This window comes from Bacteroides uniformis, from assembly GCF_025147485.1.
GTDB lineage: Bacteria > Bacteroidota > Bacteroidia > Bacteroidales > Bacteroidaceae > Bacteroides > Bacteroides uniformis.
Genome location: NZ_CP102263.1, coordinates 952424 through 976439 on the forward strand (window position 1 = coordinate 952424; position 24016 = coordinate 976439).

11 protein-coding genes and 1 tRNA gene are annotated in these 24016 nt (G+C 49.0%); 10 read left to right on the plus strand and 2 right to left on the minus strand.

Features of this window, described 5'->3' with window-relative positions; genetic code table 11:
• Complete coding sequence (locus NQ510_RS03655) at positions 1-1713, minus strand: DUF6377 domain-containing protein (RefSeq protein ID WP_034525926.1); 1713 nt, start codon at positions 1711-1713, stop codon at positions 1-3.
• Between the two features lie 777 nt (positions 1714-2490).
• On the opposite strand from NQ510_RS03655, the gene NQ510_RS03660 reads away from it, so the two are divergent.
• The 8 genes from NQ510_RS03660 to NQ510_RS03695 all read left to right on the plus strand — a co-directional run bounded on the left by NQ510_RS03660 (position 2491) and on the right by NQ510_RS03695 (position 19999).
• Complete coding sequence (locus NQ510_RS03660; RefSeq protein ID WP_005830680.1) at positions 2491-5718, plus strand: SusC/RagA family TonB-linked outer membrane protein; 3228 nt, start codon at positions 2491-2493, stop codon at positions 5716-5718.
• A gap of 31 nt (positions 5719-5749) precedes the next feature.
• Positions 5750-7522 carry a RagB/SusD family nutrient uptake outer membrane protein gene (locus tag NQ510_RS03665; RefSeq protein ID WP_005830682.1) on the plus strand — a complete coding sequence of 591 codons (1773 nt, stop codon included), beginning with the start codon at positions 5750-5752 and terminating at the stop codon, positions 7520-7522.
• Between the two features lie 35 nt (positions 7523-7557).
• Positions 7558-8712, plus strand: a complete 1155-nt coding sequence (locus NQ510_RS03670) for a hypothetical protein (RefSeq protein ID WP_005830684.1) — start codon at positions 7558-7560, stop codon at positions 8710-8712.
• A gap of 199 nt (positions 8713-8911) precedes the next feature.
• Positions 8912-11302, plus strand: a complete 2391-nt coding sequence (locus NQ510_RS03675) for a glycoside hydrolase family 3 N-terminal domain-containing protein (protein ID WP_005830686.1) — start codon at positions 8912-8914, stop codon at positions 11300-11302.
• Positions 11303-11388: 86 nt separating this feature from the next.
• Positions 11389-13710 (plus strand): beta-glucosidase BglX, encoded by a 2322-nt coding sequence (bglX, locus tag NQ510_RS03680; RefSeq protein ID WP_005830688.1) that lies wholly within the window; start codon positions 11389-11391, stop codon positions 13708-13710.
• 25 nt (positions 13711-13735) lie between these two features.
• Positions 13736-15148 (plus strand): glycoside hydrolase family 5 protein, encoded by a 1413-nt coding sequence (locus NQ510_RS03685; protein ID WP_005830690.1) that lies wholly within the window; start codon positions 13736-13738, stop codon positions 15146-15148.
• A 22-nt stretch (positions 15149-15170) separates the two neighbouring features.
• Positions 15171-17693, plus strand: coding sequence for a beta-glucosidase (locus tag NQ510_RS03690; protein ID WP_005830693.1), 2523 nt, complete (start codon positions 15171-15173; stop codon positions 17691-17693).
• A gap of 5 nt (positions 17694-17698) precedes the next feature.
• Positions 17699-19999 carry an alpha-L-rhamnosidase-related protein gene (locus NQ510_RS03695; RefSeq protein WP_034525997.1) on the plus strand — a complete coding sequence of 767 codons (2301 nt, stop codon included), beginning with the start codon at positions 17699-17701 and terminating at the stop codon, positions 19997-19999.
• 246 nt (positions 20000-20245) lie between these two features.
• Here the strand turns inward: NQ510_RS03695 and NQ510_RS03700 are convergent.
• Positions 20246-20317, minus strand: a tRNA-Arg gene (locus tag NQ510_RS03700).
• Positions 20318-20482: 165 nt separating this feature from the next.
• Between NQ510_RS03700 and NQ510_RS03705 the strand changes: the two genes are divergently transcribed.
• Together NQ510_RS03705 and NQ510_RS03710 are read left to right on the plus strand one after the other, a co-directional pair.
• On the plus strand, positions 20483-22330 hold the full coding sequence (locus NQ510_RS03705) for a 2-oxoacid:acceptor oxidoreductase subunit alpha (protein ID WP_005830698.1): 1848 nt from the start codon (positions 20483-20485) through the stop codon (positions 22328-22330).
• A gap of 99 nt (positions 22331-22429) precedes the next feature.
• Positions 22430-23434, plus strand: coding sequence for a 2-oxoacid:ferredoxin oxidoreductase subunit beta (locus tag NQ510_RS03710; RefSeq protein WP_005830701.1), 1005 nt, complete (start codon positions 22430-22432; stop codon positions 23432-23434).
• Positions 23435-24016: the final 582 nt, after the last annotated feature.

Genomic DNA, 24016 nt, shown 5'->3' on the forward strand with positions numbered 1-24016 from the left:
CTATTTTCCCAGCTTGCGCACTTGATCATTGAAGGTTTCACGGTCAATAGCCTTCTGACGGATGTACACCCGTTTGTTATAGACCGTCTGGGTTGACCAGTGGAAGAAATCTGCAATTTTGCTGGAATCCGTAACGCCGAGATGCATTAGTGCGAATATGCGCAATTCCGTGTTTAGCCGCCCCTCTTCCTTGGGGATGATACGGTATTCGGGTTGAAGTAAAGAGTTGAAGTCGCTCACGAAAGAAGGATAGACATGTAAGAAAATAGCATCGAAAGTCCGATAAAACTCCTTTAATTCAGATTCTATCATGATGGGAGAATCCGTAAATTTCAGTAGGTCTTTATACTGCTGGGTTTTCACCTTGTTGTTGATGTTTTTTCGGTATTGGTCAAGCTTACTGATGTAGTCAGAACAGAGGGTGAGCACAAATCCTATATATTCTTCTTTGATGATATTCTGGTCATAGAGTTTTTCATTGGCTTCTTTCAGCAGGTTGTTGGTTTCTGTAATCTGCTGGTGAAGTACGGTGATTTCATGCAGGCTGTTCTTCAACCGTTCATTGGCCGACTCCAACTCTGTATTCGAAGCAGAAAGCAGTCCATTCAGATTCTTCAGTTCTATCCGTTGCCGGCTACGGTGTTTCAAAATTCTGTACGTATATATCAGAGTAAGGGTGAGCAGGCAAGAAACGAATCCGATAACCCATAGCGACCAGCTTAACTGTCTGTTTTTAGCTTTCTTAATTTGCAGACTTGTCTTCTGTATGGCATCAAATGTAGAGAGACAAGAAACCATACGGACCCGATTGTTCATGATATGGGCCATTTCCAGACATAGGGAGATATATTTGTAAGCGCGCTCATTATCCCCTTTTTCATTGAGTAGCGTAGCCAAGTCATGCAATGTAACGTTATCGTTGTTGGCCAGTGTCATATCCATGATGGCGGCTTCTGCCAAACACTCCAGCCTCAGATCCGGTTGATTGTTGTCCCGATATAGTGTGGATAGCATATATAGCAATTTGCTGTTAGCGATGCTGATTGTCTTTGATGTTTCCAAATATACTTTTATTGCAACGATGGAACCGGAATAGTTCCCGGCTCGTAAGTCTTTTAATCCTTTATAAAGAATGTAATAGGGATTTTCATGAGGTAGTACATTCAAGGTAGAATCTATATAAAAGTGTTCTCTCTCGTAATAATAATCTCGCTTATCGCTACCACCGTCTGTATATTCGGCAAATCGGGAGTAGAGCAGAGACATCTGTCCCAAATATTCTATAAGCATACCTCCTGTTAGTTTGTCGTGGTCTATTTGTCGCATCTCTTCAACAGATTCATGCAGTTGTCCAATAATGGCATAAATATATGACCTCTGTATACGACATAGGTTCATCATGTTGTCATCACCCGTCTGTTGGGCAATGACAATATTGGCATTGACATATACGAGTGCCGAATCTATATTGAAATATTGATATTCCTGAAACAAACGTTTGTTGTGTTCATAGCGCGCCTGTAGCGTATTGGGCATAGGTTTACTAGCTATCCGGTTGATAGCCGATTGGCGCTGTTCGATGACTTGAGGGTAGTTCTCTATCAGTGAATCCAGTGTGTTCAACAGGTTTGCAGCCTTGTCGCTATAGAATGCTGCTTTACCTTGTAGGCTACATAGGAAAAGTAACAAAAAGGTTCTGGCAACTGTTTTCATACTTATATTCTTATTTTGCCCTAAAGATACTAAGATATTTGGAAACACTACAGTTTTCATTATCCTATGACGTAAAAAGCAGAATTTTTCACTACACTTTTTCATCCGGATAAGGAAATTAGCCTCATCAAATCGTCTATAAAATCTACTTTTTTATCGTCCAACACAAAGCATAAATCATTGATTATAAAATAAATATATTGAATTAGAATCTACCGTCACCAGCTACCCGCAGTTAGGTTATCTATATTAATATCGTAATTTAGCAGCAGAAACGGAAATTCATTAGAGGAAATTACAATGAATAAGGCAAGAGTTTCGGATTTAGAATCAGAAGTTAGGATTGAAACCTCTTTACATGGTGAAAAGGGAAAATCACCCATCTTCCGTGCCTATGCAGAGTGTATCTCGTGCCTGCGCAAAATGTCTTTTGTGCCTATGAAATCTTAGAATAAAGGATTTGTTCGCAAAAATAAAGCCTTTGTTTCTATAACTAAAGCCTTTATTCATAGAAATAAATCCTTTATTCTAAGATTGCGTCGCATCGAAACGGACTTTGCACCCCATATCGTTTATGTTTGCGTAGGGAGCAGGTTGCAAAGTGTCATCCGAAGCTTTGTGGGCACAGTTGCAGAAGTGTGGTAAGAATGAACATACGGTGTCGCAGAAGATAATGGATATCATAATTCACATATCTATTACAAACTAATAAACCTAAATCCGAAACTTGAGATAAGGTAACTTTATACTAATTACTAATACTTAAAAAACAGAACAATGAATCGTAAATTTAGTTTTAACAAGTCTATGCTATTTGCAGGATTATTGTCTGCCATGACACTGGGAGCAACCTCTCAGGTCTATGCAGTTCAGAGTCCTGATGTGCAGAAGATGCAGCAACAGACGGTAAAGTTGACAGGCAATGTATCCGATGCAATGGGTGCCATTATCGGCGCCAGTGTGATAGAACAAGGTACAACCAACGGTGTGATTACCGATATTGAAGGTAATTTCACGCTAACGGTCAACCGGGGAGCCAAACTCGAAATCTCCTATGTAGGCTATAAGACCCGCGTTATAGAAGTAACAGATGTCACTCATCTCCAGATTACGTTGGAAGAAGACTATCGGGAACTGGAAGAAGTGGTAGTAGTGGGCTACGGTGTACAGAAGAAGAAACTCGTTACCGGCGCCACCGTACAAGTGAAGGGTGATGATGTGACAAAACTCAATACCACCAGTGCACTGGGTGCATTACAGAACCAGACGCCCGGCATCAACATTACAGCCAACAACGGTCTGCCCGGCGAAGGTTTCAAGGTGAATATTCGCGGTATCGGTACCGTGGGCGACTCTGCACCGCTGTATGTGATTGACGGTGTGGCCGGTAGCGACATCAATACGCTCAACCCGGCAGATATTGAGTCTATCGATGTGCTCAAAGATGCTGCTTCGGCTGCTATTTATGGTTCGCGTGCCGCTAATGGTGTTATCCTGGTTACGACCAAACAAGGTAAGACGGGCAAGATACAGCTCAGTTACGACATGTATTACGGTTGGCAGAACGTATATAAGATGCCCAACACGCTCAATGCGCAGCAATTCATGGCAATTACTGATGAAACCAACTTCAATAACGGTGTTCCGGCGCTGAACTGGCAGACACAATTGGGCGAATACACTTGGAATATGCTTCAGAACGGTTGGCAAGGTACTAACTGGCTCGACGAGATGCGCAACGAGAATGCAGCGATGCAGAACCATGCCATCAATCTGACAGGTGGTAACGAGATGAGCAAGTTCTCAGCCGGTTTCAGTTTTACCTCGCAAGACGGTATTATAGGCAAGGGTACTGTGCCCAACTATACGCGTTATACCGCCCGTATTAACTCCGATCATGTGCTCCTCAAGGGAAGCGATCGGGACATCATCAAGATTGGCGAGAATTTACTGTTCTACTACTCAAACCAGAGCACGATAGCACAGACATCTACTCTCTATAACGATGTCTATAATTCCATAAAGACTACTCCGCTATTGCCTATGCACAATGCCGAAGGAGAACTGTTCGACTACCACGACATGCAGCAAACGGGCTGGGTGTATGACGATAAACAGGGCAATCCTATTCTGATGATGCAGAAGGCGCATGGGCTGAACAAGAACCGCACATACGGCCTCAACGCGACTGCCTATCTGGAGGTAGAACCCATTAAGAATCTGAAGTGGCGCAGTTCGTTCAGTTACCGTATGACCAACAGCTCCTACCGTTCACTTACCGCTCCCTATCAGGCTGCTACAAACGAGGGAAGTGCCTCATATATTGTGGCCCAGAGCTCAGCATTGGGACATAACATTTCGCAGGAGAATACAATCTCTTACATCCTTCCCAATTGGAACGGTCACCTCTTTGATGTACTGGTAGGCCAGTCGTTTGAGAAGACCATACCGGGCGAAAACCTTTCTATAATCAACAGCGTGACGGAAGGGCAACAATTGCCCACGATGAAACCCGATATGGATCATGCGTGGATATCCAACACCATCGGAAACGCCGCCACCGACATCGAGGGCTATCCGTTTGACGAATGGGCGCTGGCCTCGTTCTTCGGTCGTATCAACTACAATTACAAAGACAAGTACATGGCTACGCTGATTATTCGTGCCGATGGCTCTAGTAACTTTGCCCGTGGAAATCGCTGGGGCATCTTCCCCTCTGTATCGGCCGGATGGCTTATCAGCGAGGAAAAGTTTATGGAAAGCACCCGTGGCTGGCTCGACTTCCTGAAACTGCGTGCCAGTTGGGGACAGAATGGTAATCAGTCGATACCTAACTTTCAGTATGTGTCGCCCATTGCTTTCGACCTCTCGCATGGCTACCAGTTTGGACAGACACACATCGCAACGGGGAAGCTTCCTACCACCGGTGCCTATGCCACCACATTGGCCAATGAAAATGTGACGTGGGAGAAGTCCGAACAAATCAACTTGGGTATTGATGCCGTATTCTTGGGCAACCGCTTGCGGGTAAGCGCCGACTGGTACAACAAGAAGACCAAGGACTGGCTCGTACAGGCTCCGGTACTCTCCACAGCAGGTACCCAGGCCCCCTACATCAATGGTGGCGACGTGAGCAACAAGGGTGTGGAACTCTCCCTCGCCTGGAACGACCGTGTGGGTAAGGACTTCACATACGGATTGAGCCTAAATGCCTCGTATAACAAGAATGAAGTCACCCGTATTGCCAATTCAGAGGGCATCATCCACGGCAATGAAGGAGCTATTGCTTCCGTCAACGCCGCCGAGTTCTACCGGGCACAGGTTGGTTATCCCATCGGTTACTTCTGGGGCTATCAGACAGCCGGTGTTTTCCAAAACCAAAAGCAGATTGATGATTGGAAGGCAGCAGGCAACGGTGTGGCACAGGCCAACCCTCAACCCGGCGACCTGATTTATGTGGATCGCCACCACGATGGAGTTATCGACGAAAAAGACAAGACCATGATTGGCAATCCACACCCCGACTGGCGTCTGGGCTTCTCGGTCAATCTCGGATGGAAGGGCTTCGACTTCTCGGTCACCACTTCCGGAGCCTTTGGGCAACAACTCTACTATGGCACGCGCCAGCACACCATCGAGGCATTTGACCGCTGGCATGGCGAAGGTACATCCAACCGCTACCCGCGTCTGGGCAACAGTGCCATGATTGCAGAACATGTGACTGATATTGACATAGAGAACGGCGACTATCTCCGCATTCAGAACATGACATTGGGATATGACTTCAAGCGCCTCTGGAAGAATTGCCCACTGTCGCAACTGCGCCTCTATGTAAGTGTACAGAATCTCTACACCTTCACCGGCTATAAAGGAATGGATCCGGAGGTAGGTTTCGGCGGTACCGACCGTTATGGCGAAAACGCCACTTCGTGGGTGAGCGGCATAGATATGGGATCTTATCCGATCGCCCGTACCTGGCTGATTGGCGCCAATCTGAAGTTCTAAGACACTGTTAACTCTAAATTAAAATAAAACAATGAAAACAAAAAAAGTAACGAAATATATGGGGATAGTCGCGCTGGCCGCGATGACGCTCTGCTCGTGCGAGGATCTGCTCGATACCAAGAACTATACACAGTCCAACACGCAAAATTTCCCCACATCGATGGATGATGTGGAAATGCTTGTGACATCTATGTACGCCAACCTGAATCATCAGGCGGCAAAGCCCGAATCCTCCTATTTGCTCACCAACCTCTATGCCAGCGACGATATGTTTGCCGGAAGTCAAGATGCGGAACTCGACCATCTGATGTATAAGAGTGATTCACAGTTTGACTTCTGCTGGGATATTCACTATAAGGGCATCTATGCCGCCAATACCTGCCTGGAGGGTCTTGACCTGATGGAGGCTGCCGACAACGTGCCCGATGCCGGACTCTTCAGCCAACGTAAGGGCGAAGCCTGTTTCATGCGTGCCTTCCAGTACTACGAACTGGCTGAACTGTTTGGCGGCGTACCCCTGATACTCAGCACTACGCAAGAGACTAACACGCCCCGTGCTACTGCCGACGAGGTGTGGGCGCAGATAGCTACCGATTTGCAGCAAGCTATCAGCCTTATGAGCGATAAGAAGTATCACGAAATAGAGTCCGGACACGCCACCAAATGGGCAGCCCAGGCGCTGATGGCCCGCTGCTTCCTCTTCTATACCGGCTACTACCAGAAAGAGGCTATGCCCACGGCCGACGGCGGCAGCATAACCAAGCAACAAGTGGTAACCTGGCTGGAAGACTGCATCGCTAACTCCGGACACCAGTTGGTGGGCGATTTCCGCAACCTATGGGCATACACCAACGAATATACGGTAGACGACTACGCATATACGGCCGGTGTAACAGGAGTAGATGGCCAGCCCCTCCGCTGGGCAGGCAACGGCAATGCCGAGGCTGTGTTTGCCGTGAAGTTCGGCAACTTTGCCGGTTATTCCTACGAAAATCAGGGCGGCTACTGCAATCTCTATCTGAGTTTCTTCGGCATCATGAGCAAAAGCGACAATGGGGCTGCTTTCCCCTTTGGCAACACCAACTCCTTTGGAACGGTTCCTACCAGTCTCTGGGACTCCTGGGAAGCAGCCGAGCCTGATGATATCCGTCGCAGAGCATCTGTTATCGTAGACGAAGATGAATTCGATATGGCCAATTATGAAAGTGGCGAGGTGCGCCAACAGTGGGAAGAGACCGGTCTGTGGAACAAGAAATTACAGCCCATTCTCTCCAAGCAAGCATACGACAAGATGGGTTCCTGGGGCAACTCGCTCTTTTGGATAGCCCATCCTGAATTTGCGGGTATGAACGATCCCTACATTCAGCCCCGTTGGGCAGCCATGTTCGAGGACCTTTACATCATCCGCTTTGCCGACGTGCTGCTTATGCACAGTGAATTAACCGGCAATGCCGACAACATGAACCGGGTGCGCGCCCGCGCTGGCCTGCCCGCCATCGGCTATTCGCTGGAGGCATTGCAGCAGGAGCGTCGCCACGAACTTGCCTTCGAGGGACAGCGCTTTCAGGACATTCGTCGCTGGCACATTGCAGAGACTGAACTCAACAAACAGAACAATACCACGCTAAAGAATCTGGGCGTAAGTACCGTGATGCGCGATGGCAAGTATGCCGCACGTTATCAAGCCACCGGCGGATTCTGGCCTATTCCGCCCGCGCAAATTCAGTTGTCCGACGGTGTACTCACGCAAAATCCCGGCTGGGACACTCCGGACGCGCGCTACACCACTTGGAATTTCGATTAAGTAATTTGTAGCTCTAAATTATTAAAAATATCATCATGAAAAACTTTTGCAAATACATCAGTATAATCGCTGTGATGGGAGCATTCGCATCTTGCGACCCTATCACCGACACATATACCATAGACGATAGCACCATCCCCGCTGATGAGCTCCAACTCAGTGTGGCTCCGAAGGTGGTCGATGGCAAAAATGGTAACATCATTGTTGTAGAAAACAATTCTCCGATACTCTCTGAATGGAGTGTAGGCGAGTCTGTCGCACGCAAGGCGTATGCCGAACTTTCGGTATCTTTCACCGGGCAGCATACCGTCAACTTCCGTGGATTGAATTCGGGTGGAAAGGCATTCACCGAGACCTCGTTTACCGTAAAGGTAGATACCATCTCGACGATTCCGGCCAATATAGCCACCCGGCTGTGCATCGGTCAGGAGGGGGCCCCCACCTACTTTGGCACAACTATCGACCTGGGAAAGATTGAGTTCTCCAATGAAGAAGATCTCCTCACCGTGAAGAACGGCAACCCCGTATTGACCGTGTGGAGCTGCGGCGGTGTCACTTCAGACAAGAATGTGGCTCAGATGCGACTGACGGGTGCGGGTGAGTTTCCCCTTTCGGCAACCTTTACCCTTGCCAACGGCGAGCAGGTGACAGAAGAACTGGGTACAGTCATTGTCAAGGACTTCAATCTACCGCAAATAGTGCTCGACCTGATAGGCGAGGATGGCGAGAAGACATGGACCTGGGCCGACCAAAGTTTCTTTGGCTTAGGCGGTTACGAGGCCGACCCCGGCCCCGCGTGGTTTGCCGCCAGTGTAGAGATTATGGACATGTTTACTCTGTATATGCCCACCATCAATCACCTGACGGGTGAGTCCACCGGCAGCATGACGCTCGATATAGACGGCAATTTCTCTGTCGCTCCCACAGGTCGCACCGGCACCTTCACGTACGACTTCGACGACATCGTGCCCAACTGGTCGGTAGGCAAGCTTAAGGTAACGGCCCCCATCCTTTATGGTACGGCCATAGCCCTGGTTGGCGAGGGTGCCGCGCCTACGTACCTGCCCACTGAGTTCTTCATTGTGAAGTGTGATGCCAATAATCTTGTATTGGCTGCGCCTGCCGAAGAAGGGCAAGCACTTTATCCATGGGCAGCTTGTTCCTTCTGGTGCTTCAAACCAAAACCATGAAGCCAAGTCGGAAGTACCCGATAGTACATAATCTACAGTATATAAAATAGATGGGAGTTATCGCTCGCTCAAGCAGAAATGGATTCATTAATCTGAAATAAAGGCATTTAGGTATTAGGAATTAGGCATAAACAGTAAGTGAGCCATTCTAAAGCCTGATGCGGAGCGATAACCCCTCCAAAACATTTTTGACAATAGAATGAAATACAATAAATTGATTGCTTTAGCATGTGGAGCGTTGATTCTGGCTGGTTGTGCCTCTGATAATAAATCGGCATCCGTTTTCTTTCGACACAAAGCACAGGAAATACCGTTGTCAAATGAGTTTACCGAGAAGATAATCGATAACATATATCAACGCATGAGTATGGATGAGCGTGCAGCTCAACTTCAGAGCATGTATCTATCGGAACTTTTCGACAAAAACAATCAGCTTGATACAATCCGATGCTATGAACTTATTCCTAACGGAATAGGACATTTTGCTCAGTATGCCAGCAATTCGTTAGATGGACCCGAAGAGCTTCGCGATATGGTAAAACAAGTGCAGGAGTGGCTGGTGAAGAATACACCAACTGGAATACCGGCCTTATTTCATGAAGAAGTCATAACAGGTATTGCTGCAAAAGAAGCAACGGTTTACCCACAGCAAATTGGTTTGGCATGTTCGTTCAATACTGACCTGGCTGCAGAAAAAACTCGTCAAACTGCTATCAGCATGCGAAAAATCGGAGGCATGCTTTCGTTGTCACCTATGGTGGATGTGATTCGGAATCCATATTTCAACCGTTTGGAGGAATCGTATGGCGAAGATGCTTATCTAAGTGCTGCTATGGGTTCTGCTTTTGTTGAAGGTTTGCAGGACGGAGGGATGAAAAGTGGAGTGGCGGCATGTTCAAAACATTTTTTGGGCTATGGGGGCGGATGCAATACCGATAGGAGAAAAGAACTTTTTGAAGAAATACTCTTGCCTCACGAAACAATGATTCGAACTAAGGGTAGTAAAGTGATAATGACCGGTTATCACTACTTCCATGGTGTGAAAGCCGTTGCCAATAAATATCTTATGCAGGATATTTTGCGTAATTATCTCGGATTTGACGGCATAACAGTAAGTGACTATGGTTCGATTAACCAGATTGACACAGAAGAAGATGCGTTGCATCGTGGAGTGGCTGCCATAAATGCTGGGAACGATGTGGAATTTCAAAACCGTGACAATTATCAATACCTTCCCGAAGCAATAAAGCAAGGACTTGTTAGTGAGGCGACATTCGAGGGCGCTGTCAAACGAGTTTTGAGGCTAAAAGCTGCAGTGGGTCTGTTTGATAAAAATCCGACATTCTGTGCAGAAGGCGATATAGAATTCGACACCGCCGAGGAACGTCAAACCGCTTATGAACTTGCTACACAATCAGTAGTACTTCTTAAGAATGATAACATCCTCCCTATCGAACATCCTAGGAAGATAGCTCTTGTGGGACCTAATGCCAACACAATGTGGGCTATGCTTGGCGATTACACATATCAAGGCTTGCACTATTTTTGGCGAGGCATTAATACCGGAAACACAAATAATCAGATTATAACTTTGAAAGAAGGTCTGGAAAAAAAACTACCAGATGGATGCACTTTGAACTATTCCTGTGGTGTGGATTGGGTTGACAAAACTGAGACATCCATTTCAAAAGGCGGGGATGATCGTGCAATATGGCTCGATAAGAATCGCCATATAGCCCGCGATGAGAAAATAGATGCTAAAGAAGCGCTTTCGTTAGCTGCCAATAGCGACATAATCATTGCTGCAATGGGGGAGAATACTTTACTGTGTGGAGAAAATCGAGACCGTGGAAGTTTACGGTTACCAGGAAAACAAGAGGAATTTGTCAGACAATTAATAGTTACAGGTAAGCCTGTTGTATTGGTTATGTTCGGTGGGCGTGCACAAGTTATTGGCGACCTTGCGGATAAATGTGCAGCTGTGATTCAGGCGTGGTACCCCGGTGAAGAAGGGGGTAATGCTCTAGCCGATATTATTTACGGTAATGTTGCGCCATCAGGAAAGTTGAGTGTGAGTTATCCAAAAGTAGAACTTAACGAAAACATCTGCTATAATTATTCCAGTACTCCTGATGAGCGTATTCAATATCACTTCGGGTACGGACTGAATTACACTACTTTTGATTATTCAGACCTAGTAGTTGACAAATCAGTTTTCACGACTGATGAGTTATTCAATATTTCCTTCAATGTGACTAATACCGGGTCGCGCGAAGGTGACGAAATCGTACAGATATATATATCACCTACTTCAGCAAGTCAACCATTGAAACCCATTAAACTCGCCGGGTTTGGTCGAGTATCACTTAAGCCGGGCGAAACTAAAAAAATAGACTTTATCATGTCACCGCAACAATTGGGTTATTATAATGATGGAATATGGGCTATAGAAAAGGGTGATTTCATTATAAAAGTTGGTGCAGCATCCAACGATATTCGCCTTACTGATAGTATCTGTCTCATCGGTGATGCTCACACTATGCCATTGCGCACAGTTTACTTTTCAGAGATGAAAACTATTGATAATTAATAATCTTAAGAGTTGTTAATAAAGCCTAATGTGGAGTGGTGAATCCTCTACAATTTTAGAACTCTAAATAATAAATTTAAGTGAATATGATGAAATATAGCAAATTGATTGCTTTAGCATGTGGAGTATTGACTCTGACCAGTTATACTCCCCCTCCCTCTGCTAATGGAGAGATGGATGCGTTTATCGATGACCTGATGGCAAAGATGACGCTCACAGAAAAGGTAGGACAGTTGAATCTTCTGGCGGTGCCTTCGTTTGTATCGGGCAACGCATCTGACGATAACGACAGCCGCGAACAACTCATAGTCGATGGCAAACTTGGCGCCATGTATGGCAGCTATGTGGCAGAAGATCTGCTGGCAGCACAGAAACTGGCAGTAGAGAAGAGTCGCCTGGGCATTCCACTGATGTTCGGCTACGATGTTATTCATGGTTTGCAAACGGTGCAGCCTATACCGCTAGCTATGTCCACCTCATGGAATCCGGAACTGATAGAGCGGGGAGCCCGCGCTGCTTCCCTTGAGGCTACGGCTTCCGGCATCAACTGGGTCTATTCGCCGATGCTGGATATCTGCCGGGATGCCCGTTGGGGACGCATTGCTGAAACATTTGGAGAAGACCCTTTTCTGTGCGGTGAACTTGGTAAGGCAATGGTACGCGGTTATCAGGGTACTGACCTTGCCGACAACACTACGGTAATGGCTTGCGTGAAACACTATGCGCTCTATGGAGCGGTAGAGGGTGGCCGCGACTACAACATTGTGAACATGGGACGCCAGGAGGCTCTTAACGGATTCCTTCCACCTTATCGTGAATCTGCCTACGAGGGTGCCGGCAGTTTTATGGCTTCTTTCAACGATTTCGAGGGTATCCCTGCACACATCAACCGCTATCTGCTCAACGACCTGTTGCGCGAAGAATGGGGATTCAAGGGATTCATCACCTCCGACTATGAAGGCATCAACGAATGTGTGAACCACGGCATAGGCGATATTGAGGAGGTTACTGCACTGGCCATAGAGGCTTCGGTAGATATGGACCTCAACGGAAGTGCCTATATGGACAATCTAGAGAACCTCGTCAAGCAGGGACGTTTATCGGAAAAAGATATTGAGGTGGCTTGTCGCCGGGTGTTGGAAGCCAAATACAAGCTGGGACTCTTTGAAGACCCCTATCGCTACCTGAATCTACAGCGTTACCAGCGCGAGATTCACACCGATGAGGCGCGTCAGCTCAGCCGTGAGATAGCCAGAGAATGCCAGGTGTTGCTCAAGAATGAAGCTAGTGTGCTGCCTCTCTCCAAATCGGCCAAGATTGCCCTGGTGGGTCCGTTTGCGGTGGCAGCCAAAGAGATGCAGGGCAGTTGGTCCTTCTCCAGGTTTGCCGATGGCTGTGTAACTTTTTTGGAAGGTATGCAAGAAGCTGTAACAGGTCATGGCGGTTCGGTTACATACGCCGAAGGCTGTTGGGTGCTTGAAGACAAGCAACTGGAACAAGATATGGTCAACCAATATCTGGGCGCCTACAAGCCGGGACAGGTCATCAAACCTGTACATACTCGTCCAAACGAGCAACTCGTGGCAGAGGCTGTGGCCCTGGCCCGCCGGAGCGATGTGGTGGTGGCTGCCTTGGGTGAGCTGAACAACATGAACGGCGAAGGCGTGTCACGTTCCGACATTACCCTGGGGCTCCCGCAGGTAGAACTTCTCAAAGCGCTGAAGGCTACCGGCAAGCCGGTAATTCTCATCTTGACCGCCGGCCGACCGCTGGCGCTCACCGAGACCGAACCGCTGGCCGATGCCATACTTTATACATGGTCGTTGGGCGACCAGGCAGGTCGTGCCATGGCCGATGTGGTCTTTGGCGATGTCAATCCGAGTGCCCGTCTGTCCACCTCTTTCCCGCGCAACGTGGGTCAGTGCCCTATCTACTACAACCACAAGAACACGGGACGTCCGCATCAGGATGGTGCAGCCTATTCTCGCTTCAACAGCAACTATCTCGACTGCATCCACGGGCCACTCTATGCTTTTGGGCACGGATTGAGCTACACGACCTTCGAATACAGCGACGTCACACTATCAAACAATGAGATGACTGCCGACGGTCAGGTGAAGGCATCGGTGACGGTGACCAACACCGGCAAACGGGATGGCAAGGAGGTGGTACAACTCTATGTAAGGGACATCTATGCCACCAGTTCACGCCCGGTGAAGGAGCTGAAAGGTTTCGAGAAAATCAGTCTCAAAGCCGGCGAGAGCAAGACCGTATCGTTTGAGATTGGCCGCAAGCAACTGGAGTACTACAACCATGCGTTGCAACTGACCGTTGAGCCAGGCGACTTCGAGATAATGATTGGACATGATAGTCAGCATGTAAACAAAGCAAAACTGACTGTAAATTGAAAATTAACACTGAAAAAATATAATCATGAAAAAAATACTTTTCTTACTCCTCTCGATAGCGTTGCTGGTTGGCTGCACCACCGGCAAAACCCAAAAACCATCGTTTACCGGCACTTGGTATGCCTCGCAGTACGGTTGTCGCAGCGTAGTCCACTTCAACGAAGACAGCACCATCACCATCAGCAGCGAGGCCAACTCCGCTGCCAACATGACCGTGGGCTATGTAGTTTCCCCCCAGGCCGATGGCTATCATTTCGACCTTAAGATGGGTATGGAGAATCGCGGTATCGCCCTCTTCGATGGCGCAGACCATCTGCAGATTGGTATCGTGTTCGGTCCGGAACAGTATGCTCCCCGTCCGCAGAAGTATGAAGATGCCAATTCGACACATGGAAATCTGATGCTGGACCTTTATCGGGATCCCACCAAGATAATCTCCGTGCTCGACACCAAGGTAGAGGCTCCGGCAGAGGCGGCTATTCCCTTCGAACGGAACAAGCGTCTGGGTAGAGGGCTCAACATGAATGGATATGTGGATGCCAACCCCGTAGATGGTAACGATGCCCCCATGACCGAAGCTGATTTCCAGGGCATTGCCGAAGCCGGATTCCAAAGCGTACGTATCCCGACGACTTGGGTGAAGCACTGCGCCAAAGAGGCTCCCTATACCATCGATGCGGACTTCTTCCAAAAGATGGACTGGACCATTGAGCAGTGTTTGAAAAACAACCTCGCTGTCTCCATCGACCAACACTACTACCCGGCCATCAATATGGGCGAAGATGACCCTGACCTCACATGGGAACAGAACCTCGACCGAATTAAGTCGTTCTGGACACAGATTGCCGAGCATTACAAGGATTACCCCAACGACATGCTCTTCTTCGACTTGCTAAACGAACCCAACATGCGCCTTGGAGCCGATGGTTTGAACAAGCTGCATGCCGAACTCATTGCCATCATCCGCCGGACCAACCCGGGCCGTACACTGATTATAGGCACTCCCAATCTGGGACAGACCTGGACACTGGGCGAACTAAAATTCCCGGAAAACGAATGGAATATCATCGTTCAGGGTCACTACTACCTGCCTCATACCTTCACCCATCAGAATCTGGAGTATGTGCCGAGTGCGATGGTAGGACATCAGGTAGAGTGGCACGGAACCGAAAATGAGAAGGCGCCCATTATTCGCGACCTCGACTTCTGCCAACGCTGGAGCGAACAGAGCAGTCGTCCGCTCAACATCGGCGAATACGGTGTCTGCCTCAAAGCCGACCAGCAATCGATGAACCGCTACTTCTCCTTCATGCAAGAGCAGTTCCAATTGCGCGGATTCAGCAGCCACATCTGGGCATACCGCGGGCTGTTCGGCCTCTATGATCTCCAAACAAAGAAATGGAATCAGGAAAGTATTCAGGCGCTGACCAATTTCTAATTATAAAAGATTATTTATTCCTATGAGATATTTATTTAGCCTACTTTTCTTGCTGGCTTACGGGAGCACTGTGGCGCAACAACCGCCCATGTTGCCACGTGATGCCGCCATAGAAGCCAAGATAGAGAAACTGTTGGAGCAGATGAGCCTCGATGAGAAAATCGGGCAGATGGTGGAACTGGAGATAGGCATGATTACCTATCGAGACCCGCGTTACGTCGTGGAGAAGCTTGCCCGGATGTCGGAGCAGGAACTTGCCGACACCTTACGCCGCTTTGGGCTCGACAAGCAGCACAATGCAGCCCAGTTGGCACTGACAACGCCCGAAGATAAGCAAAACAAGGAAAAGCTAATGAGGCTCTACTGGGTGTCCAACGATATCCAGTCGAAGCTTCCCTTCCGGTTGGATGAGGCGGCGCTCGATTCCGTAGTGGGCAAATATAAAGTCGGCTCCATTCTCAATGCGCCACAAACTACCGCCCAGACCCCTGCTATGTGGAATCAGGTGGTAAAGACCATTCAGGATGTGTCAATAAAACATCTCGGTATCCCCACCGTGTATGGTCTCGACCAGATGCATGGCACCACCTACTCCACCGGTGGTACGCTTTTCCCGGGTGCCATCAACATGGCGGCCACTTTCAACCGCGACCTTGTATATAAGATGGGTGAAATAGTGGCCTACGAGACTCGTGCCTGTAATGTACCCTGGATTTACGGCCCATGTATCGACCTCGGCAGAATGCAAGCCTGGAGTCGGCAGTATGAATCATTTGGCGAAGATGTATTCCTCTCCAGCGAGATGGGGGCAGCCGCTCTTCGCGGCATGCAAGGTGATAATCCTAACCATATCGATGCATACCACGTGGCAGGCTGCCTAAAGCATTACTTTGCCTACGGAGCACCATACAACGGACTGGATCGTTCACCGGCCAGATTGAGCTACGAGGAACTGCGCGAGAAGCAGTTTGCGCCCTTTCTGCGGGGAATCCGGGAAGGAGCCTTAAGCATCATGACCAACAGTTCCAACGTAAATGGAGTGAAGGGCACGGTCAACCGGGAATTTATCACCGGCTGGCTCAAGGAAGGGCTTGGCTGGGACGGAATGGTGGTAACCGACTGGGGAGACATCGATGGAGCCGTTACCAGCGACCGCGTGGTCCCTACTGCCAAGGAGGCAATCCGGCTAGCCATCAATGCCGGTGTAGATATGATGATGGTTCCCTCGCAATTCACTTACAACGGCTTACTCAAAGAACTGGTAGAAGAGGGTGGCGTCAGCATGGAACGCATTGACGATGCCGTGCGACGCATCCTGCGCCTGAAACACCGGGTGGGACTTTTCGAACAGCCTAACACCTTTGCTAAAGATTATCCCAAATTCGGTAGTGAGGAGTTTGCAGCATACAGCCGGCAGGCCGCATTGGAATCCATCGTTTTATTGAAGAACGACTCTGTAGACAGCCAAAGTCGCTTATTGCCCATAAAGCAAGGCACCCGACTGCTGGTATGTGGACCTAATGCCAACAGCATGCGTACACTCAACGGCGGCTGGAGCTATACCTGGCAGGGCGACGGTGCCGACCGCGAGGAATTTACCGGGCATTTCAATACCATCTATGAAGCCCTGCGAAACAAGTTCGGAAGCAATCATGTGACATTGGTAGAGGGCGTGAGTTACGACTCGAAACGCTGGGCAATGGATCATGCCGATAATATCGGCGATGCCGTGGCTGCTGCTGCCGACAATGACTATGTGATAGTGTGCATCGGAGAGAATACCTACGCCGAGACCCGGGGCAACATTGCCGATATCAATCTCAGTACCAATCAGAAAAATCTGGTGAAGGCACTGGCTGCTACGGGCAAGCCCATCATCCTGGTGCTGAACGAGTCGCGCGGACGCGCCATCAGCGACATCGAACCTTTGGCAAAGGCCGTAGTACACACCATGCTGCCTGGCAATTATGGAGGAGATGCGCTGGCCGAACTCTTAGCGGGCAATGAAAACTTCTCCGGCCGTCTGCCATATACCTACAGCGCTCAGCCGAATGCAATGGTCAACTACGACTATAAGGCGAGCGAAGTGCGCGAGACCATCAGCGGTGTATACGACTATAATGCCAAGACCTACGAACAGTGGTGGTTTGGAGCCGGTATGAGCTATACCACCTATACCTACAGCAACCTCCGTGCCGATAAGAATAGTTTCACGAAAGACGATGTGCTCACTTTCACAGTCGATGTAAAAAACACAGGCGCCATGGCGGGCAAGGAAACAGTAATGCTCTATGCTTCCGATCTCTATGCTTCGCTCATGCCCGACAATCGCCGCCTGCGCGGGTTCGAGAAGATTGTACTCGCCCCGGATGAAAGCAAAACAGTAACTTTCCGCATCAAGGCAAGCGACCTCGCCTTTATGGGAACCGGCAAGAAGTGGACACTCGAGGCTGGCGAATTCAATATCGCCTGCGGAGACCAGTCGGTGAGCATCCACTGCACGGAAGACTATACCTGGGAAGAAGAAAATATACCTGATAACTGATGAATATGAAGAAGAGTGTTTTCGTTTTATTTTTTCTTTGCCTGGCACTATCCTGCGACGCGTCTGTATGGCCGGCTGTATGGATTGGTTGCCACGCAGAAAAATCGGGCGCGGATCTGCGTGTCGCCTATTTCCGTAAAAGCGCGCAGTTAAACACGGTGCCCGACGCGCACCTGATACGCGTATCGGCAGACAACAGGTATAAACTCTTTGTCAATGGAGTACTTGTTTCTCTGGGACCGGCGCGCAGCGATCTCAGCAACTGGAATTATGAAACGGTGGATATCGCACCCTACCTTCGCCAAGGGAAAAACACCCTGGCAGCCGTAGTATGGAACTATGGAGAGAAGCGTCCGATGGCACAAATGGGAACCAACGAGATTGCCCTATTGGTATGTGCCGACGGAGCAGCCCCGGTGTTCAACACCGATTGGAATTGGCAGGTGCTGACGGGCGAATCCTATTCATCGCTCGACGACTTTGTAGTGCCCGGCTACTATGCGGCCGACCGCGGTGAGCGGTTTGACGCCAACAACTACCCCTGGGGATGGCAAACAGAGCAAGAAGCCCCCGGATTCGATTGGAAGCAAGCCCGGAACCTGGATGCGGCAGCCGACAAGGGTACACGCGACCGTGGAGGCCGCCTCCTTGTGCCTCGCTCCATACCACAAATGGAGATGCGCGAGGTGTCGGCAGGCGATATCAACTTGCCACTGACCGTTGCTCCACATACAAGAACGTCGGTATTGATTGATCGCGACTCGCTCACCAATGCCTATCTCCACCTGACCACTTCAGGCGGCAAGGGGGCTAGTGTGGAAGTATGTTACGCCGAGGCACTGTTCAATCCCGATATGCCCGACATCTGGCATGCCACCAAGCCACATCGCGATGAGACAACAGGCAAAGTTATGATGGGAGTGAAAGACCAGTTCCTGATGGATGGGGGTACGCATCGGCAGACGACTACACTTTGGTGGCGTACCTGGCGTTATCTGGAACTGACGGTGGAAACAGCCGACGAAGCATTAACTATCGAACGCCTGGGAGCCACCTTCACGGCCTATCCGCTAAAGAAGGAGAGTCACCTGCGCGCAGGTCGGGAACTGGAGCAAATGGAGAAGATAGGCTGGCGCACCGCCCGCCTCTGTGCCAACGAAACCTATATGGACTGCCCCTATTACGAACAGCTTCAATATTTTGGCGACGCCCGGATTCAGGCCATGCTCACCCTGTACAACACCCGCGACACACTCCTGCCCCGGCACGCCATCGAGCAGGGACGCATGTCGATGACCGCCGACGGGCTGACACAAAGCCGTTACCCTTCGGCCTCGCCACAGATGATATCCTCCTATTCGCTCAGTTGGATAGGTATGCTCTACGACTACTGGATGATGCGCGACGGACATCAGTGGCTCCGTCAATACCTGCCCGCCGCTCGTCACATCATAGGCTGCTACGAGGAATACTTGCGGACCGACAAGAGTCTGGCGCGTATGCCCCATTGGTTCTTTGCCGATTGGGCCACGGGTTTCGACTATGGAGAACCCAACTACGGTCAAGACGGCAGCTCGGCCTATCAAGATCTGGTGTTTGTTATGGCACTGCGCGAACAGGCCGCTATGGAAAAGGCTTTCGGCTTAGAAGTTTTGGGGAATTATTACCATGATTTAGCTCGTCAGATAACCGCCGCCATCAAAGCCAAATACTGGAACAGCGCGCGCGGATTGTTGGCCGATACTCCTGAACACGATGTTTATTCACAACACGTCAATGCCCTGGCCATACTGGCTGAGGTGCTTGAAGAACACGAAGCGCAAGAGGTGTGCCGCAAGATGCTTGATGATACTACACTCATCCAAGCCACTTTCTATTTCCGCTATTTCGTACAGCAAGCCATGGATAAGGTCGGCATGGCCAACCGCTTGCTCGATACCCTGCAGCCCTGGCGAGACCAGCTTGCCATCGGGCTCACCACCTGGGCAGAAAATCCCGAACCGTCGCGCTCCGACTGTCATGCCTGGAGTGCCCATCTCAATATCGAGTTCTATCGTATGTTGTTGGGCATTCACTCTGCCGCTCCGGGGTTTGCCAAAGTTCGTCTGACTCCTGCTCTTGGTCACCTGTCGGAGGCATCAGGCTCCATACCCCATCCGTTGGGTAGCATCTCTGTAGCATACCTAAAGACGGGCCAAACCTTGCATGCCCGGATTATGCTTCCGGAAGGAGTCCACGCTACCCTTGAATGGAAAGGTCAATGCGTGGAAGTAGAACATTCGCAGGAGTTAGTTATAGCAGAATAAAAACTTATTTATGTTTTATCAAAATCTCAATACGTTCGAATGAAAAAAATACCAAGATAACTTCTGAGCGGATAGCTATAGGCTATTCGCTCATTTTTTACCGGACAGTAATGGATGATAAATTGGACCGAAAAAACCTCCGCTTTAAATGTAGCCATATCTTTATTTGTAGAACATCTTACTGCAAAAGTAGCCTTATTTTACGGATTCTGCGGAAGCTCCACACTATCTAAATCTGTTATTTTGTACCCCTGAGCAGAATCGAACTGCTATTTAACGTTTAGGAAACGCTTGTTCTATCCGTTGAACTACAAGGGCTTTTGCATAGATTCTGCATATTGCAGTAGATTGCGGATGCAAAGATAATGTATTCTGTCGATTTTCCGAAAAAAGTTTTGTTAATCCGATTAACTTTACGAAATTTGTCGGTCAGTGATAGAATACAGTAACCCCAAAAAATTAATCTATAGTAATTCGTAAGTTATGGCAAACGACATGATGGTCAAAGAACTGGAGCAAGTGGTAGTCCGCTTCTCCGGAGACTCCGGCGATGGTATGCAGCTCGCCGGCAACATCTTTTCAACAGTTTCGGCTACCGTGGGCAATGATATCAGTACATTCCCCGACTATCCGGCAGATATCCGCGCCCCGCAAGGCTCACTCACCGGTGTTTCCGGTTTTCAGGTACATATCGGTGCAGAGAAAGTCTATACCCCAGGTGACAAATGCGACGTATTGGTAGCGATGAACGCCGCCGCACTGAAAACCCAATATAAGTTTGCTAAATCCACTGCTTGTATCATCATCGATACAGATGCTTTCCAGAAGTCAGACTTGGAAAAGGCCGCTTTCAAGACCGATAATCCGATAGAGGAAATGGGTATTAAGCAGGATGTCATCGCCGCCCCCATCTCGAAGATGGTGAAAGACTGCCTTGCCGACACCGGAATGGACAACAAGTCCATGCTGAAATGCCGCAATATGTTTGCAGTAGGCCTGGTATGCTGGCTGTTCAACCGCGATCTGAAAATAGCCGAAGATTTCATCCGCGAGAAATTCGCCAAAAAGCCCGAAATTGCCGGGGCAAATATCAAGGTCATCCATGCAGGATATGACTACGGACACAACACCCATGCTTCCGTAGCCCATACATATAAGATTGAAAGTAAGACTACCGTTCCCGGCAGATACATGGATATCACGGGGAACAAAGCAACTGCTTACGGTTTCATCGCCGCAGCTGAAAAGGCTGGCTTGAAGCTGTTCCTCGGCTCCTATCCCATTACTCCGGCAACCGATGTACTGCACGAACTCTCCAAGCACAAGTCTCTGGGCGTGATGACCGTGCAATGCGAAGACGAGATTTCCGGTTGCGCCACTTCTATCGGCGCCGCTTTTGCAGGTGCGCTGGCTGTGACCTCCACTTCCGGTCCCGGTGTCTGCCTGAAATCGGAAGCTATGAACCTGGCAGTCATTACAGAACTTCCGCTGGTTGTGCTCGACGTGCAACGTGGCGGTCCTTCTACCGGTCTGCCCACCAAGTCAGAGCAGACAGACTTGTTGCAGGCATTGTTCGGCCGCAACGGTGAAAGCCCAATGCCCGTCATCGCCGCCTCTTCACCCACAAGCTGTTTCGACGCAGCCTACATGGCAAGCAAAATTGCACTGGAGCACATGACCCCGGTCGTATTGCTGACCGACGGCTTTGTTGCCAATGGCTCCGGCGCCTGGAAGCTGCCCAAACTGGCAGACTATCCCGCCATCACCCCTCCCTACGTGACTTCCGAAATGAAGGACAACTATACTCCGTACAAACGCAATCCCGAAACAGGTGTCCGCTATTGGGCCATTCCCGGACAAGAAGGCTATATGCACATCCTCGGCGGTCTGGAGAAAGACAGCAATACCGGTGCCATCTCCACCGATCCCGAAAACCATGACTTGATGTGCCACCTGCGTGCCGAGAAGGTTGCCAAAATCCCCGTACCTGATGTAGAAGTGCAAGGCTGTGCAGACGATGCCGATTTGCTGATTGTCGGTTTCGGCGGTACATACGGCCACTTGTATTCGGCCATGGAAGAGATGAACAAGGCAGGCAAGAAGGTTGCCCTCGCCCACTTCACTTATCTGAATCCGCTCCCCAAGAACACGGAAACCGTTCTGAAGAAGTACAAGAAGGTGGTAGTTGCCGAACAGAATCTCGGACAATTTGCAGGTTATCTACGTATGAAGATAGACAACTTCACCCCGTACCAGTTCAACGAAGTCAAAGGACAACCGTTCGTCGTTGCCGAGCTGGTCGCAGCGTTCAATAAATTAATTGATAATTGACAGTTGACAATTGATAATAACCATGCGTAATATGCGGATTATCAATGACCAGCCACCAATTATCAACTATCATTTATCAACTATCAATTAAAAAAGATTATGTGCGAATATACAGCAAAAGACTATAAAAAAGGACAACCCCGTTGGTGTCCGGGTTGTGGTGACCACTTCTTTCTGGCTTCACTGCACAAAGCAATGGCAGAAATCGGCAAAGCTCCTTGGGAGAATGCCGTCATCTCAGGTATCGGCTGCTCCAGCCGTCTGCCCTATTATATGAATACGTATGCGATGCAGACCATCCACGGACGTGCTGCTGCCATCTCTACAGGTGCCAAGGTTGCCAATCCCAACTTGACGGTATGGCAAATCTCCGGCGACGGTGACGGTCTGGCCATCGGCGGTAATCACTTCATCCACGCCGTACGCCGTAACATCGACCTGAACATGATTCTGCTGAACAACCGCATCTACGGCCTGACCAAAGGTCAATATTCTCCGACCTCCCCACGTGGTTTCGTCAGCAAGTCGTCTCCCTACGGTACGGTAGAAGATCCATTCCACCCGGCAGAGCTTTGCTTCGGTGCCCGCGGCCGTTTCTTTGCCCGCGCGGTAGCTACCGATGCTCCGGGGACCGTAGAAGTATTGAAGGCAGCTATGGCCCACAAGGGCGCCTCCGTTTGCGAGATTCTGCAGAACTGCGTTATCTTTAATAACGGTACGCATGACTCCGTGGCCAAAAAGGAAGACCGCGCCAAGAATGCCATCTACTTGAAGCACGGCGAACCGATGCTCTTCGGCGAGAACAACGAATACGGACTGATGCAGGAAGGCTTTGGTCTAAAAGTCGTGAAACTCGGTGAGAACGGCATTACAGAGAAGGATATCCTCATCCACGATGCCCACTGCATGGACAACACCCTGCAACTGAAGCTTGCCCTGATGGAAGGTCCCGACTTCCCGATTGCACTCGGTGTTATCCGCGATGTGGAAGCTCCTACTTACGACGATGCCGTTCATGAACAAATCGAAGAGGTGTCTGCCAAGAAGAAGTATCACAATTTCGAGGAATTACTGATGACGAATGATACGTGGGAAGTAAAATAAACCACTAAGATTTATTAATATCATGTTTGCACGAAACAAATAAGGTGCAAACATGATATTAATTTCCTAAAAGTAAGAGTACCTCCCTATCCTTTCTCTCCCAAACATAGATACTTATTACGCCAAACATGCAGTTCTTCCATCAAGAATAACTATATTTGCCACAGTAACACATTTTGAAAGTAATTCTCAGACTTATATTGGCTTAATATCAATCTCACAAACTGCAGGCTGATAGCTCTTTCGTTCGGGTAATCCTTCCCGGATAAAGGTCAAAAACACTCCCACCCTGAAAAGAAAATGCAACCACTGCAACTGTACCAGATTTTATTGCAGTGATAGAGCATACCTCCGATGAACAAGGCTACCAATAAGGGTCGACAACAAGACTTCAAGGAAAGAGAGGGAAATTGTGGAATACCTACTGTGGATTTTTTCCACATCTCCACACCACAAACACCCGAACTTCCCTTTTTCCCGATAGAAAATAAGCAATTGATTATCAACATTATTCATCCTTAAAAGGATAGTCTGCCTTTCGTTTGGCATACCTCTTGCTAAAATATCCGCCGAAAGGACGTA

Coding starts and splice junctions, on each gene's coding strand:
- NQ510_RS03655 (WP_034525926.1), bottom strand. CDS start 1,713: ATGAAAACAGTTGCCAGAACCTTTTTGTTACTTTTCCTATGTAGCCTA.
- NQ510_RS03660 (WP_005830680.1), top strand. CDS start 2,491: ATGAATCGTAAATTTAGTTTTAACAAGTCTATGCTATTTGCAGGATTA.
- NQ510_RS03665 (WP_005830682.1), top strand. CDS start 5,750: ATGAAAACAAAAAAAGTAACGAAATATATGGGGATAGTCGCGCTGGCC.
- NQ510_RS03670 (WP_005830684.1), top strand. CDS start 7,558: ATGAAAAACTTTTGCAAATACATCAGTATAATCGCTGTGATGGGAGCA.
- NQ510_RS03675 (WP_005830686.1), top strand. CDS start 8,912: ATGAAATACAATAAATTGATTGCTTTAGCATGTGGAGCGTTGATTCTG.
- bglX (WP_005830688.1), top strand. CDS start 11,389: ATGATGAAATATAGCAAATTGATTGCTTTAGCATGTGGAGTATTGACT.
- NQ510_RS03685 (WP_005830690.1), top strand. CDS start 13,736: ATGAAAAAAATACTTTTCTTACTCCTCTCGATAGCGTTGCTGGTTGGC.
- NQ510_RS03690 (WP_005830693.1), top strand. CDS start 15,171: ATGAGATATTTATTTAGCCTACTTTTCTTGCTGGCTTACGGGAGCACT.
- NQ510_RS03695 (WP_034525997.1), top strand. CDS start 17,699: ATGAAGAAGAGTGTTTTCGTTTTATTTTTTCTTTGCCTGGCACTATCC.
- NQ510_RS03705 (WP_005830698.1), top strand. CDS start 20,483: ATGGCAAACGACATGATGGTCAAAGAACTGGAGCAAGTGGTAGTCCGC.
- NQ510_RS03710 (WP_005830701.1), top strand. CDS start 22,430: ATGTGCGAATATACAGCAAAAGACTATAAAAAAGGACAACCCCGTTGG.